The organism is Robertmurraya sp. DFI.2.37 (assembly GCF_029211245.1).
Taxonomy (GTDB): Bacteria; Bacillota; Bacilli; order Bacillales; family Cytobacillaceae; genus Robertmurraya; species Robertmurraya methanolica_A.
Map to the genome: position 1 here is coordinate 58,338 of NZ_JARGEJ010000003.1, position 15,715 is coordinate 74,052.

The following is a 15,715-nucleotide window of genomic DNA, read 5'->3' on the forward strand; positions in this document are numbered from 1 at the left end:
CTTTTTTTATGTAAACGCTTATATTGAAATTTCTGTATAGAGGATGTTCACTCCACAAAAATAAACACTATATTTATAGTATTAATATTTAATTTATAAGTTTAATCACTTAAAATAGAGGGTAATAAACTTTAAGATTTTAGACGATAGCTGGAGGATTAAGATGGAATACAATTTTGAAAAGTCATACAACCTAAAAGAATTTATTGAACTTAACAGCAAGAAATTTGAAGATAAATTATTAACAGAGGCCGTAAATGTTAGGGATAAAATTAATGAGATTCTGGCTATTGGCAATATCGATCTTGTCAATAATGCACATAAGCTTGTCGTGTACATTATCGATGATGAAGAAGAGAAACTAACTCTTTTTGCAAAGCAAGAAGGAATAGCTTGGGCGACACATTCTATAGATTTAAACTTTAAACTTGAATGGGTTCAAGCAATTCGAAGGACATTGTGGAGATTTATTCAAATCTATTACAAAATGAGCAACAATACGAAGCTAAGCGATTTTTTTGATTTAGAACAACAAATAAATAATCGCGTCGATCAATTTTTAAATTCATTTTTTATCAGTTATTCTACATATAAAGATTCCTTGATTACAGCTCATAGAGAATTAGTTGAAAAACTATCAGTCCCAATCATCCCGATTACACCTGATGTTTGTATCCTCCCATTAATCGGCTCTATTGATTCTTTAAGAACATCCATTCTTGAAGATAAAGTACTGACAGAGATCGGTCAAGCACACATTCAAACGTTAATTATGGATCTTTCCGGCATTGCCGAAATCGAAAATGATATCATTGGGAATTTAATGAAGATAATTGATGGTGCGGCCTTGATGGGCTGTAATACAATTATCACTGGCCTTAGACCAGAAGTTGTAAGAAAAATTGTAAAGATTGGAGTCAAATTTGATTTCCATACGAAAACATTCGGCAGTCTTCAACAAGCATTAAAACAATTTATCAAATAACTCATTTTAAAGCTTTATGGAAGGCAGATAGCTTCTTATTACACCTTTTCAATAAACTTCTTCTCAAATTTCTTCATTTTGCACGTTCATGTTCTGAAACTCAACGATCGGATTGATACCGAAATAGTCTTCAATCTTAACTACGTTAACGTTATTCATTTCCGCTGCATCCATCGCAATTACCATCGTTCTTGGCGTTGCATCATCTGTACAGCCAGCTTCAGAGTCTACTTCTAAATACAAGCTTACCTCAGTTTTTTCTTCATTTAATGTTGCCAATTTGTACTGTAAAGGACAGCTACTTGACTCGATTATTCCAAGAAAGATAGCTGACTGTTGATTCCAATCAATCTCAGCAGGGTTATCGGTAAGGCGAAAATGTTCCCATAGCTTATCAAAATCCTCTTGATTGGTCACCTTATAAACTAAGATCCCCTTTTCTGATGATGAGTAAAAATTTACCGGAAATGACTTTTCAGTATGAATTAAATCACTTGCTACTGTTTGAGCACTTGTATTCCCACATCCTTGCAACATAGCAACGACAGTTACGAATATCATAAATACTAGAAATGGTTTATTTCGCATTCACGATCTCCCCCGCATAAATCAATTGTAAAAGAATATAAAATTCCCCTACCTATAATGACGATCGATCAAAGGGATAGTTTCATTTTTTTATATTACATTTCTGTATCTTTTGAATAATGTACGAATATGGACTTAGGTGATTTTTTGCTAATAAAAGAATATGACTACTTTTTACAAAACAAAAAAATTGAAAATGATGATAATCTTATTAAAAAGATGGACATTTCATTAGGGTTCATTTCGATTATTGCTATTTAAACCGCATCAATTTATGCAGCTACAAGGTGGATGATTTAGAAAGCATTCCATTTACCCGTGTCTTTGAGTAAAGGGGCAAATGGGGAACTATCCAAAAAACAAGCTGCGAACATATCGTCAAAACCATCGTAATCGTGAAAGAATAACTACTATTCTCTTTTGCTTTTCTCTCGTTACTTTATCCATCCTCTCTATTACGAAGTAATCTGCTCGTTTCATCTAATTAAAATTCAGAAGCTTTCACCGTATAACACTTATCAAGCTATACAATTTTAACAAGGACGGGATAAACATAGGGGTCAATTGGTTCATCGATAATACGCCAATCTGAAGCTTTAATAACTGGAAGCACTTGACCATGTATCGTCGTAACTTCGATAGTCCCTTCAAGTTCAACCCAACTGTCTTCCTTAAGCTCAGGCATTTGCTTGAACTCCGTTAATAACCCTAAAACACTTGCATCTGCAATGCAATGAGTGATGAGAAATCTTGCTAAAATAAATTGCTGCTTTTCTAATCCTTGCTCTTTATAGACGAAAGCACTTAATTTAATTTTGCGACCGGCAAACGCTTCTGGATTAGAAATCATCTCCCCGTGATAGGACGAATACATATCCGAAGACATATTGATCAACCCAGCTTGTTCAAGACTTGCTAACTTCCGATTATATTCCTCTTCGTTCATATAGTTTTCATTACTGATAACTTCATCATGGGTTTCCATAAGGCCAGCATGAGGAAGTATTGAACCTTTATTGACAGCAATTGAAGCGCCTAAGGTGGTTGGTGGCAATGCAAAACCCGTTACTAACGGAAATAGAATAATGGCATAATGAATAAATTTTATAGTTCCTCCATTATGAGAATGAGAACAAGCTGGAGAACAGTCAATGTGGATGTCATCTCTTCCCCAAATGCGAAACAATTGTATTAAAAATAGTAGAAAAAAGACCCATGAAGCAATTATGCTCATAATTTCATATTTCGGATTAATATAATTGGAGATCTCTCCAGTCAAATGGAGCTTCATAAAAAATAAAGCAAAGGCTGCTAATAAAGCAGCTTTTAGTAAATGTTGAAAACGAACTCGCACCACTTCTTTTCTCCCCCTTTACATCCCAATTAAGCTAACAAATATAAACACAACAGCCGTTATTATGGCGAGTAAAACAAATACAAACTTTGCGCGAAATACGCTTAATAACATAATTGTATTTTTTAAATCGATCATCGGACCGTATACTAAGAAAGCTAGTATTGAGGTCGGTGTAAATAAATTCATAAATGAAGCACCAATAAATGCATCAGCTTCCGAACAAAGTGATAAAAAATAAGCAAGCCCCATCATGACGATCGTTGAGCCTATTACCCCGTTGCCTAATAATAACAGTGATTGCGCAGGTACATAAGTTTGTACAAAAGCGGCAATAAACGCCCCTATAATCAAAAATTTCCCCATATCAAAAAACTCATCAATAGAATGGTTGATCATTCCTTCCAGGCGCTGTAAAAATGTTTGGTTATGATGATGTGCTGAATATGAACCTGGATGATTTATCGCATGTTTAAATTGGTTCGTTTTATAAAGTACACTTATAATGAAAGCGATCATAAGTGCTGCAAGAAAACCTACTCCCATTCGCAGCAATGCCATTTTTGCATCATTTCCAAATGCCATATAAGTTGATAAAACGACAATTGGATTAATAAGCGGACCCGTTAACATAAATCCTATTGCTACATAAATCGGAACCCCCTTTGCTACTAACCTCCTTATAATTGGCACGATCCCACATTCACAAGCAGGGAACAACGCACCAACAACACAGCCCATAAAGATCCCCAACCATCTAGTTTTTGGTATCCATTTTCGAATATGATCCTCCGAAATAAATATTTGAATAAAACCGGCAATGAACACTCCAATTAAGACAAAAGGAATGGCTTCTATTAATATGCTTAAAAAAATAGTATTTAACTGTTGAAACGAATTAGGAATATGATTTAATACTTGTTCACCAGCAAACTGACTGAACATCACAACATATACGACGATAACGAAAACTACTAATCCTGTAAGATCTAGTAAATATGAATGCAGCTTGACCATTTCCTTATTCATCTCCCACCACGAAAGTTCGCTTTTACTGGTTCTATCTTTCAAATCTAGTAATGCTGAAAAGGTATAGTCTAGTATATTTGCGACAACATCATTTATTACTAATATTTTTAAATAAAACGTAATTATTACTATTTACAATCCGTAATGATTACGATATTATCAATATCGAACTTATTTTTTGAAAAGAGGTACTTAAATGCAACGAAATTTCATAATAGCACTTATTTTTGTCGTATCTTTATTTTTCTATGGCTGTAGCAACGCCCAGAAAAACGATGGGACTGAACAAACAACAACTTTAGAGGACGAAACAAATAAATTGAGCATCTATACGACTCTTTATCCTCTTGAAGACTTCATTAAGAAAATAGGCGGAGATTATGTAGAAGTCGAAAGTATCATTCCAGCCGGCGCTGATGCTCATAGCTATGAACCAACGACTAAACAAATGACAAGTATAGCCGTTGCCGATGCGTTCATCTATAACGGCTTAAATATGGAACCTTTTGCAGAGAAAATTGCTACTTCCTTAAAAAACGAGAATGTAAAATTTGTTGAAGCTGCAAATGGTGTTGATGCGATTGCTCATGAAGACCAGCATCAACACGAAGTTGACGAACATGACCACGATGATGATGAGCACAGTCACGGAACTGAAGAACATGAGCATGAACATGGCGAAGATGAGCACGAACACGGTGCTGAAGAGCATGAGCATGAACATGATGATAAGCACGAACACAGTGCTGAAGAGCATGAGCATGAACATGGCGTTGATGAGCACGAACACAACCATGACCACGGTGGAATCGATCCTCACATCTGGTTAGATCCGACGCGTGCTGTCAAACTTGCGGAAAATATCAAAATCGCTCTAATTGAATTAAATCCTGATGCACAGGAATATTTTGAAAATAATTTTGTGGCGTTAGCTGATGAGTTAACAACACTAGATCAGCAGTTTAAAGATTTAGTAGAATCAAAGAATAATCCAGAAATCCTCGTATCACACGCTGCCTATGGCTATTGGGAGGAACGCTACGGGATCAAACAAATCGCAGTATCTGGCCTTACACCGGCAAATGAACCATCTCAACGCGAGCTTAAAAAGATTGCAGAGCTGGCACAGGAAAAGCAACTAAAATATATTCTCTTCGAACAGAATGTTACATCTAAGATCGCAGAAATTGTAAAAAATGAAATTGGTGCTACACCGCTTTATTTATACACAATGGAGTCCATTTCAGAAGACGAGAGGAATAATGGCGAGGATTATTTTAGCCTAATGAATAAAAATCTTTCTACATTAGAACAAGCGTTACAATAAAAATAAAATAGTACAAAGACAAGGGTTATTACTGCATTTGTATCGACTGTAGACAAACTCTCGAGCAAGTCAAGTTTGTCTGCAGTCTTTTTTGATTTAAAAATCTCACCAACAAAACATGGAAAACATACGTTAACTAGCGTACATTATGTTCAAAATGTACGCCTTTTTGGTGAAAATTTAACATCTTTTACAAATTAACTGAACAACTCCAAATATGTCCACTATCCATAATAATATATAAGCATTAGCGATCCTTTTACTTGAAAAGGGATGTGTAACCTAGATAGATGTGTTGGAGCTAAGATAGCCTCCTCTATATCCAATAAGTAATATGACCCTGCAAGGTTCAATAACAAGAACATATACTAGACATATCTAATATGTAAGAGCTTTATAAAATCAACAAATTTTTCATCTTTAGTCTTGGTAACATATGCTAAGTAAAAATCAAAACAATTAAGCCCTACTTTTCCTACGCTAAAGAACCAGCTTTGGACTTAATGTTAATTGTGTCACAATATCCATATTCTTTTCTCGTTTCCACAGTAGAAATTATGAATTCTACACAGAAAGCAATTGTTATACAGTAAACTTGTTGGAACTAACTATTTACATTTAGAGAGAATATAATAATAAAATCGATTGGGAAATAAAGGATATTCTTAGAAATGAAAAAACTCTGAAGAGCTTTCTCTCTAGATAGCACTCTGGGGACAAGTAGACAGGTTTCTTATCCTTTAATTATTTTTAATTGATATATAGGTTCTTGATTCATTTTACAAAAACATATTTATTGATTCAGGTACAAGCATATTTCTAAGTAAGTAAATATAAATCTATGTTTATCTCTGCTGAAATATAATTAATGAAACCTATTAAAGTTGACTCGAAATACATAGCAGGTACATTTTCTTCTTGAACCTTTATTGTGATCGATAACAAATAATCAAGGTTTAATTTTTTCTTTAAAAAAATTAATTCCTCACTTTTATTATGAAGTTTATATAAAATTTTTTTAATCTGTTCATTTATGTTTAAGGACTCTTCAAACCCAGAACTAATTGACCAACAAGTTTCCTTGCGTACTAAATTACGATTTTTTATCGGGTCGCCTTTATGATAAAATTCACAAGGGATCAATCCTAAAACATTTGAAACTGCCTCTTCTTGGAAGTCCTCTCCAATGATATTAAATTCTGCACAAATTTCTGTTCCAGCCATTTTATCAGAACCTCCTACTTAATATACTTACCAGTTGGAATTCTAGTTCCTTTTCGCTTTAAATAACTGCGATTAACTTTCTGAAAATTAAGTTCTATTTTGTTTTTTACCTTTTCATAGACCGCTAACATAGACCAGAAAATTGCATACGGATTTTCACCATCAGGATTATTTAACATCACTGGAGTATTTTGTACTTATACACGATGCCCTTGTCTTTGTCATGTTTAAACGAATTCTACTTCAACCCATTTTCTCAAGCTATTAATAAACCATATTTTGCGCGCAAACTTTAAATCATCTCTTGTAAGTATTCTTTCCTCGACTATCCCATTTGTTAATAAATGCTTTCGAAACGTTCCAGCGAGCAGTCCGCTCCCCACAGGAGGAGTCCAAAGCTTGTCCGCCAGTTCTACTACAATATTTCCATTTGTAAATTCTGTTATCTCTCCGCTTTCATTCCACAACAGAACATCAAAAACATGAGGAAACTTGTTTTGAAAATATTGATATAGAGCTCGATTGGTTGTTTTATGAAATAGAAAAGGGCTTGTACTATTTACTGGTTCATCGGCCAGAATCACCTGATGGGTTGTCTGAATCGCTGTACTAAAAGGATGAGATTCTATCGTTACTTCCCCGTTTTCACTTAAAAGAAGGCGTACTCTCCATTGTCCTTTATTTTTTTTAGTTGCCAACTTTAAGAGCCTTTTTTGCAAGTTTTCATCTGAAAAAGTATAGCCAAAATATGATGCCGAGTGGCGCAATCTTTGCAGATGCTCCGCAAGTAAGAAAAATTCTCCCTCTTCTAAAAGCATTGTTTCGAGCAACTGAAATTCTGTTCGTATTTCTTGAAGAATACTTGCTTTCGCAACCACTTCACCGTACTCACCTGTTGTCGTTGAATCCCACGTTATTCCCCCGCCAACGCCATATGTAGCCTTTTTTGTCTTTTCCTCAATCGAAATTGTTCGAATCGGAACGTTAAAAATTGCTTCCTTATCAGGTGTAATATAACCAATCGCTCCACAGTATACTTCCCGCGGTTCACTTTCTAACTCAGAGATTATCTCCATTGTTTTAATTTTGGGAGCTCCAGTAATTGAACCACAAGGAAAAAGAGCTTTAAAAACATCCGTAATGGATGTGTGCTCCGGAATCATTGATGTGATCGTGGAAGTCATTTGAAAAACAGTAGGATACGGCTCAATGTGAAATAGCTGCTCTACCTTTACTGTGCCTGGATCTGAGAGCATTCCTAAATCATTACGTAATAAATCGACAATCATGACATTTTCAGCTCGATCTTTTTCTGAATTTTGTAATGACTCTTTGTATTCTATATCTTCTTCATAAGTACGACCACGTTTAATCGTGCCCTTCATCGGCCTCGTCGTCATTTTATTGCCGCTTAAATGAAAAAATAATTCAGGTGACGCAGACAAAATGCGATGCTCACCTATGTTCAAATACGCACAATAGTTTGATGACTGTGCTTTTTTCAGCCGTTCAAAAAAAGCAAGATCATCCCCTTCAAATTCAGAATGAAGACGAAGGGTAAAATTAGTTTGATATGTGTCACCATCTTCTATATGCTTCTTTATCATTTCTAAAGCTGCATCATACTCATCTCTTTGAACAGAAGGCTGCCACGAAGTAATCTGATAAGATCCAGAACTATTTAATGATCGATGCTCGACATCGGCAAAAAGTCCAAACCATAGTAACGGCATTTTACCGTCTTCTCTTACTTTAAATGCTGGATCAAATGCTGGAGCACTTTCATATGTGAGAAATCCTGCTGCATAATATCCTTCCTCTACAGCTTCTTCAATTTTTTGTAAACTTGGAATGACTTCTTCAATTGTTTGAGCCATAATAATTTTTTCTGGGTTGCTAAAGGTATGAGGAGTAATATGACCTTTGGTTGACGCAAATTCAAAAGATAATAATGGTGACTTTCGATTTCTATCATTCATGATTGATATTCCCCAGTTTAGTAAAGTTTAGAAGCATTTTTAAGCCAGACTCAGTCAAAATTGATTCTGGATGAAATTGTACACCCTCAAGCGGGTAGTATTTATGACGTATAGCCATAATTTCTCCCGCTTCAGTTGCTGCGCTCATAACAAAACCTGTTGGAAGAGGACTCTCCACAATTAAAGAATGATATCGCGTCACAGGCAAGGGGGTTTGAACGCCACGAAACACCCCTTTTTCGTCATGCTCAATATAGGATACTTTCCCGTGCATAGGTAGGGCTGCTTTTTTTACGATCCCTCCAAAAGCATGTGCAATGATTTGATGTCCAAGACAGACGCCCAATATCGGGACTGACTTATACAATTGCTGTACCACTTGCAAACAAATCCCTGACTCCTGTGGAGTCCCTGGTCCTGGTGAAATAACGATGTGTGATGGTTTAAGACTCATCACTTCATTTAAAGTTATTTGATTATTACGGAAAACTTTCACATCAAAGCCACATTGACGTATATATTGAACTAAATTGTATGTAAAAGAATCATAGTTATCAATTACAAGTATCAAATTTCACTTTTCTCCATTTCACTAGTATAAAAACATTCCTATTATAGCGGATCACTCTTACTTCTGTGAAGACTAATGACTATCTCATCTCATTTATAACCGCTTCCACCAATGGTGGAAGCCATTCTTTTAAATTTGTAAACGAAAAACCTTTGTCCACAGCTTTTTTATTCGACATATACCACGATTCAGATATTGCATAAGGTGATAGCGTATTTTCCTCCCCATTGAACACAATGTTTGCCTTACTGCCTGTGTACACTTCAATTATTTTTATTAGTTCATTTAAAGAAATTTTTCCATTTGCAGTAGCATTGAATGGCCCTTCAACATCATTTTCCCCCGCCCATTGCAAAAAACAGGCAGCCTCTTCCGCATGAATATAAGACATTTCAGCTCCCAAATTAACAAATCCTATCGGCTTCCCATTCATCACATGTTCAATATGGAAATGCAAACGTCGTGTATAATCATCAATCCCCATGACAATAGGAAAACGAACAGCGACCACAGGAAATTTTGCATACTTAAAAAACACCGCTTCAGCCTGTCTTTTCCCCTCCCCATACGAAAAATCCGTGCTGTTTCCCATTTTTATTTCATAAGAATACGGATCAAAATCTGCTTCATGCTTTTCTCTTCCATCCATCGTATAAATCGATAAAGTTGAAGTGAACACTAGTTTGTTAATTTTCCCATTAAAAATTTCACAGAAGTCATATGCTTCATTTGGAGAAAAACAAATATTATCAAAAACAAGATCAAATGTGCGAGTTTTTACTTTCTCAGCAAATTGTTGTTTATTTTTCCGATCAACTGCAAGATGCTCAACTTTATTACCAAATGGATTTCCAGACTGTCCACGTGTAATAATCGTGACACGATGCCCATCTGCGATTAAAAGCTCCACTAATTTACGACCGAAAAAACGGGTTCCACCTAGGACAAGGACATTTTTCATTTTTTAAAATCCTCCTAAAAAGTAAGAATTTGAACATTCTCTAACTCATTTATCATGATCGCTCTGCTATACAGAAAATGACAATGTACATTAAAATTTATATTCAACAAACTGCGCTAACTTCCTGCTAAAAATAATGCCTTACTTAACACTATTATTGATAAAACGATTTTTGCTACATTTCATCTAAAAATCCTGGTTCACACGCCTTTCAGTAAGTATAATCCATAAAAAAATGGATTTTCTCTTATGAGTTTCATGAAATCGAAGAGAAAATAAGCCAAAAATTAACACGTGCATATTAAAAAAGCCTGCTAACAGAATAGTAGCAAGCTTCTTATCAATTCTCTTCCAAAGAAATTATTTTTTTAAAAACGCGCTTACTTAAAAGCTCATAGCCTTGTGCATTCAAATGTAATGAGTCACTAAATAATTGCTTTTCTTCATCATTCAAAAACAAATCTGCTGTTGGGACAAAGTAAGCTTGTTGGAAAGCTTGCGCTACCTTTCTCAATGATTGGTTCCAGCCTTCAATCGTTTCGAAAATTTCGGTTTCATTTTCATATTCAATGTACGGATGGTAAAGCCCTAAAACAATAATTGGAGCATGTCGATTATGCTGTCTTAAAAGAGTAATGATCTGATTAAAGCGGACTAAAAAAAGTTCCTTTCCTTTCGCCAGGTTTTCTTTTGGAAGTGGATTAAAGACATGTTGTGCGCTTTGGCGAAAATCATTTGTGCCAATGTAGAGAATGATATAATTTGCTTGATGGACTCTTCTTAATATCTTTCTTTGCTGTAATAGTTTTAATATGTCATTCGACGTAAATTTCGGTACACCATAGTTTTTCATTCGCACTGTCGGAGCTACAGTTTCCAATCTCTCCTTTACTCTGCCTACATAGCCTTTCTTCATAGGATCACCTGTTCCATGTGTGATCGAATCACCAAAGGCAACCATTTGCAAAGCACGACCAGCGGAAGAAGATGGAGTATAGATGGAAAATGCCATTGTCATAATGATCATAGAAATGAAATATTTTTTCATTGAAAAAGACTCCTAATAATTGCTTATTAAGAGTCTTCCCTAATCTTGTTCATAGCATGTATTACACTCTCCGTTGCTTGCTGCCTCCATCAACCGCATATTTTTTTGAAAAGTCAACCTTTAACTCGATTAATGGCTGAGCGATCTTACGAATCCATTTGCTCGACAAAATACCCGTTAGGACTAACGACAGCAATATTAACACAATAATTTGTTCTGATTCACTTAATACTTCTTCAAATTGACTGTTTCTAAAGTATTTCACAAAGAAGCCATGTAATAAATAAACATAGATTGAACCTGTTCCCCATTTTGTAAAGAAGTAACGACGGCGAGGCACTAAGGCTAAAAAGCTTAAAGTAGCAAGCAAGGCTACCGCATATACGCCAAGGCGAATGAAACCGCCATTAATGTCATATTCATTCACGACATCATAGGGCTTAGAACCGAATAACCATCTATATTCAAAAGTTGGGGCAATATAAACAACGAGAAAAATCGTTAATAAAACTCCAAATGATAAATAGCGAAATTTAATATGTTTAACCTTTTCAAAATGTTCCTTTTTCAAGTAATAGCCAAGAAGAAAGAAAGGAAAAAACACAAAAGTTCGTGATAAACTTAAAAAGTTGCTGATTTCATTAAAATAGCCCACAGCAATTCCTATAGCAACAGCGATGGACAAGGAAATAACTGGTGACCATTTGGCAAACGCAAACAGCATTACATTCCAGCAAAACAAGCTCATTAAAAACCATAGAGACCATTGAGGATCTAATGGATTCATTGCTGTGACACTTTGATCGATAAGAAAATAATAGTAGAACGAATAGATCGCTTGAAAAATTAAATACGGGATAATCAATTTTTTAGTGATTTTTTTGAGATAGCCCTTTTGATAAAAACCCTTTGCAAAGAAACCTGAAATAAGAATAAATGCCGGCATGTGAAATGTATATAGTGTCGTATATATCGAATAGATAAATTTGTCTTCGTGAATATAGGACTGGATTAAATGGCCAAATACAACAAAAAAGATAAGAAAAAACTTTGCATTATCGTAGTATGCTTCTCTATTTTTCATATTCAATCCTCCCAGTTGCTTTTATAGACTACCATACCCTATTTCTATACGTCTATAACATTCGAGAGGTTGTATTCTAGATTTGAACTTTTTAACAACACTGTAACATTCCTGTAATTCCCTAACATTCCTATTACATCATCCGCAAAAGTTTATTATTATAATATAACAATTTCCGACAGAATTTTTATGAAATGTCGATGAAAACTTGCCATACCAATATAGTTTACATAATAATATTATTGTATATTTTTGTCGTTGTTTATAGAAAAATGTCCACCTTCCTTAATAAATCACAAGGGCTTTTAAATTTAAAGTGCCTTTGTTAATCCTCCATCGACTATTAGCGCTTGACCGGTAATATATGTATTCGCATCTGAAGCCAAAAATACAACCGTTTTTGCAAATTCTTGCGGGTCGCCGTAGCGCCCCAATGGAATAGCTGCTTGTGCTGCATTTTGCAAGTCTTCAATGGTCATTTTTTTTCTTTCCGCCTGCTGTTGATCAATTTCAATAACCCGATCTGTAGCAAATTTTCCCGGTCCAAGAGTATTGATCAATATATTATCTTTCGCTAATTCTTGCGATAAGCTTTTTGCGAGACCGTTTACCCCTGCTCTTAATGTGTTTGATAATAATAATCTGTCTAATGGTTGTTTAATGGAAATCGAAGCAATATTGACAATTTTCCCTCCACCATTTTTTCTCATATATGGAAGTACTTCACGAATAGAACGAATATAGCTAAGCAATGTTAATTCAAATGCTTCCTGCCACGCCTGATCATCAAGATCGTCAAAATTTCCTGCACGCGGCCCTCCGCAATTGTTGACTAAAATATCGATCGTTCCAAATGCTGAAACCGTTTTTTCGACAAGTTCCTTTATATCCGTTAATTTCGTAATATCGCAAGGCTGTGCCTGCACTTCACCGCTTACTTCTCTCATTTCCCTCGCAACTGTTTGCAATGCTAACGCATCTCGACTTGTAATCATGACCCGTGCACCCTCACGAACAAATTCTTGAGCAATCGCTTTTCCGAGTCCTTTACTTGATGCTAAAACCAATACTGATTTCCCTTTTAATCCTAAATCCATTATGAATTCCCCCTCTTTTTCTTATTTTACACTCCTTTTCAACCAATTTTGAAGTAAAACGCTTACAAATTATTTTAATTATTTAGAATTATGCTCATCGCTTTAGTCTTAAAATATATGATTGCAACACGGCTTATGAGTCCGCTTTCCACATCGCTTTTCTCTAATTTCATGCATGGTACTTAATTTATTTTTAGAATGATGGTAAAATAGTATTGCTATCACAAGGTGATATAAATCACATGTCGTATCATTTCATTATGACAGTAATGGCGAAATATATTGTAAAGGACTACTTAAAGTGATAAATGAGAATCATAGTACACTGGCGATTCCAAAACGACCTTTGTCCAAAATTATTGCTGCCACTGTTAAGGCAGGTATTATTAAATCCAACTTAATTCCAATGTTTGCTGGTTTAACCCTCGCAATTTTTACGTATCAAAAAAATTTAGTTGAGGTCTACCCAAACGTTATTTATGCTTTTATCGGAACAACGCTCGTCATCGCTGCAGCTGGCGCCTTCAATAATCTTTATGATCGCGACATTGATGCGATTATGAAACGGACTCGAAATCGACCAACTGTTACAGGCGAGGTTTCACCTAGCACTGTTTTAGTGTTGAGCATCGTGATGTCGCTCTTAGGAATTAGCATCCTTGCATTGGCGACGCCATTAGCGGCTTTACTTGGCTTTCTCGGATTATTTTTTTATGTCGTACCGTATACGATGTGGTCAAAGCGAAAAACGATTTATAATACGGAAATTGGCAGTATTTCTGGTGCAATGCCTCCACTTATCGGTTGGGCAGCGATACATCCCGATATTACACATCCAGCAATCATCGGCCTTTTTGTTGTTACCGTTATTTGGCAAATGCCGCATTTCTATGCGATTGCTATTCGTAACCATGAAGAATACGAAGCAGCAAAGGTGCCAATGCTCCCGGTCGTAAAAGGAGTAAAAAGAACCTATACACAAACTAATATTTACCTATTTATTATGGTTGCGATGAGCTTTCTGTTTGGCACTTTAAGTCTTGGGCTAATGCTCGTTGCCTTGATCTTGAGTGTCGGTTGGCTTATTTTGAGTATTTATGGCTCAAAAAAAATGGATGCTAATAAATGGGCGAAATCAATGTTTATATATTCCCTCTTGCATATGACGATTCTTTTTTCAACTGTGATCATTTATTCATTAATGGGCATTTTCTTTTTTCAATAATTAAAACGGCGTTTAGTTTAATGGACTGAACGCCGTTTTCTATCCTATACTTTCTTATTCAAAACACCTAAGTATTCAATCCATGGTCCTACATCAAAGCGGTATCTTTCTGCCATCACTCTAACCATTTGAGCAATATGTGTCAGATCATGAACGACCCATGTAGAAATTAGTTCTCTCACCTTCACAACTCCAAACGCCGGATGAAAACCTTTTTTTTCTAAATGAATTTGCGGATTAACGAGATCTTTTAAACACTCAATGTTCCGAAGCCTGAGTTTTTGGAATTCCTCCAGCTTTTGTTGAATCGCAATTGTACTTTTTTCCTGCAAATGCCTATAGCGATCAAACGGAGGAAATGGCTTGTTCTCCCCTTCCTCCAGAATAAACGCTAAACGCACCATCCAATTGCTTTGCTCAGCTTCAATGAGATGGTCAACAATTTCTAAAATGTTCCAAGTATCCTTCCCTTCCTTGCAGTGTAGCCATTCTTCAGATATACCACAAAGGAAGAACTGCAATGTTTTAGGTGTCCTTTCTAATATTTCGATCGCTTCTTCCATCTTAAAATTCATCTTTACTTCCCCCTCACTCTCCGATACCTTACTATCTTCAGAAAAATCACTACTATTGCCGCTCATGATCGTTTCTAAAGGCTGTTTTAAACCATATCTTGATAGAACGACCTATGAATCATTTCGCGTACAACCTTAGGAGCACAAGTTTTGCTGAAGGGTTTTCTAATTCTACCGTAAAAACCCTGCACGTACACATGCAAGGATATCTTCATTATTCAATTATAAGCATGTCATTCTCATCAAACTGCCACATTTCTCCATAGGCTACTTCCCAATAATAACCATCAGGATCTGAAAAATATCCGCTATATCCACCCCATAAAACCTTTTCAGGCGGTTTCACAATTTTTCCACCTGCCGCTTCCGCCTTTTTCATTACTAAGTCCACTTCCTCTTTTGATTTTCCGTTATAAGCGATTGTTATCCCGGGAAAACCGCTTCCTTCAGGTGGATTATTAGCATTTATATCCTTCGCTAATTCCTCTAATGGATAGAGTGCCAATCTTGTTCCCCCGTTCTGAAAGAAAACAATCTCCGGTTCTTCATCTGATACAGACGTCTTAAAACCAAGTCCGTCACGGTAAAAAATGAGCGATTTTTTCAAATCTTTAACACCTAATGTAATCAAGTTTATTCGATTCATGGACAAGCCTCCTTTGATTCAT

15 protein-coding genes are annotated in these 15,715 nt (G+C 35.7%); 3 read left to right on the plus strand and 12 right to left on the minus strand.

Annotation, left to right across the window (positions count from 1 at the left end):
* The first annotated feature begins 163 nt into the window (after nt 1–163).
* The gene (locus tag PZE06_RS02670; RefSeq protein ID WP_150914024.1) at nt 164–985 is read left to right on the plus strand and encodes an STAS domain-containing protein; all 822 of its coding nucleotides are present in this window, start codon (nt 164–166) and stop codon (nt 983–985) included.
* 63 nt (nt 986–1,048) lie between these two features.
* Here PZE06_RS02670 and PZE06_RS02675 read toward each other — a convergent pair whose 3' ends face one another.
* The 3 genes from PZE06_RS02675 to PZE06_RS02685 form a co-directional block, all read right to left on the minus strand.
* Entirely contained in the window at nt 1,049–1,573 is a 525-nt protein-coding gene (locus PZE06_RS02675; protein ID WP_150914026.1) for a hypothetical protein, read from the minus strand.
* Between the two features lie 523 nt (nt 1,574–2,096).
* On the minus strand, nt 2,097–2,930 hold the full coding sequence (locus tag PZE06_RS02680; protein WP_150914028.1) for a TIGR03943 family putative permease subunit: 834 nt from the start codon (nt 2,928–2,930) through the stop codon (nt 2,097–2,099).
* 15 nt (nt 2,931–2,945) lie between these two features.
* Nucleotides 2,946–3,944, minus strand: a complete 999-nt coding sequence (locus PZE06_RS02685) for a permease (protein ID WP_191963136.1) — start codon at nt 3,942–3,944, stop codon at nt 2,946–2,948.
* A gap of 208 nt (nt 3,945–4,152) precedes the next feature.
* Between PZE06_RS02685 and PZE06_RS02690 the strand changes: the two genes are divergently transcribed.
* Nucleotides 4,153–5,283 carry a metal ABC transporter solute-binding protein, Zn/Mn family gene (locus PZE06_RS02690; RefSeq protein ID WP_150914032.1) on the plus strand — a complete coding sequence of 377 codons (1,131 nt, stop codon included), beginning with the start codon at nt 4,153–4,155 and terminating at the stop codon, nt 5,281–5,283.
* A gap of 819 nt (nt 5,284–6,102) precedes the next feature.
* On the opposite strand, the gene PZE06_RS02695 is transcribed toward PZE06_RS02690, so the two are convergent.
* From PZE06_RS02695 to PZE06_RS02725, 7 genes are all read right to left on the minus strand, one after another.
* Entirely contained in the window at nt 6,103–6,507 is a 405-nt protein-coding gene (locus PZE06_RS02695) for a DUF4279 domain-containing protein (protein WP_150914034.1), read from the minus strand.
* A 227-nt stretch (nt 6,508–6,734) separates the two neighbouring features.
* A complete protein-coding gene (gene pabB, locus PZE06_RS02700; RefSeq protein ID WP_150914036.1) occupies nt 6,735–8,486 on the minus strand; it encodes an aminodeoxychorismate synthase component I in 1,752 nt (583 codons plus the stop codon).
* Nucleotides 8,479–9,057, minus strand: a complete 579-nt coding sequence (locus PZE06_RS02705) for an anthranilate synthase component II (protein ID WP_150914038.1) — start codon at nt 9,055–9,057, stop codon at nt 8,479–8,481. Before PZE06_RS02705 ends, pabB begins: the two co-directional genes overlap by 8 nt.
* A 79-nt stretch (nt 9,058–9,136) precedes the next feature.
* On the minus strand, nt 9,137–10,018 hold the full coding sequence (locus tag PZE06_RS02710) for an NAD-dependent epimerase/dehydratase family protein (RefSeq protein WP_150914040.1): 882 nt from the start codon (nt 10,016–10,018) through the stop codon (nt 9,137–9,139).
* A 340-nt stretch (nt 10,019–10,358) separates the two neighbouring features.
* Nucleotides 10,359–11,066, minus strand: coding sequence for a GDSL-type esterase/lipase family protein (locus tag PZE06_RS02715; protein WP_150914042.1), 708 nt, complete (start codon nt 11,064–11,066; stop codon nt 10,359–10,361).
* A 61-nt stretch (nt 11,067–11,127) separates the two neighbouring features.
* The gene (locus tag PZE06_RS02720) at nt 11,128–12,150 is read right to left on the minus strand and encodes an acyltransferase family protein (RefSeq protein ID WP_150914044.1); all 1,023 of its coding nucleotides are present in this window, start codon (nt 12,148–12,150) and stop codon (nt 11,128–11,130) included.
* Nucleotides 12,151–12,461: 311 nt separating this feature from the next.
* Entirely contained in the window at nt 12,462–13,247 is a 786-nt protein-coding gene (locus PZE06_RS02725) for an SDR family oxidoreductase (RefSeq protein ID WP_150914046.1), read from the minus strand.
* 301 nt (nt 13,248–13,548) lie between these two features.
* On the opposite strand from PZE06_RS02725, the gene cyoE reads away from it, so the two are divergent.
* Nucleotides 13,549–14,472: a heme o synthase gene (cyoE, locus tag PZE06_RS02730; protein ID WP_150914048.1), complete on the plus strand. Its 924-nt coding sequence runs from the start codon at nt 13,549–13,551 to the stop codon at nt 14,470–14,472.
* 44 nt (nt 14,473–14,516) lie between these two features.
* Here the strand turns inward: cyoE and PZE06_RS02735 are convergent, their stop codons facing one another.
* Nucleotides 14,517–15,047, minus strand: a complete 531-nt coding sequence (locus PZE06_RS02735) for a DinB family protein (RefSeq protein ID WP_150914050.1) — start codon at nt 15,045–15,047, stop codon at nt 14,517–14,519.
* A 214-nt stretch (nt 15,048–15,261) separates the two neighbouring features.
* Complete coding sequence (locus PZE06_RS02740; RefSeq protein WP_150914052.1) at nt 15,262–15,693, minus strand: VOC family protein; 432 nt, start codon at nt 15,691–15,693, stop codon at nt 15,262–15,264.
* Nucleotides 15,694–15,715 lie beyond the last annotated feature (22 nt).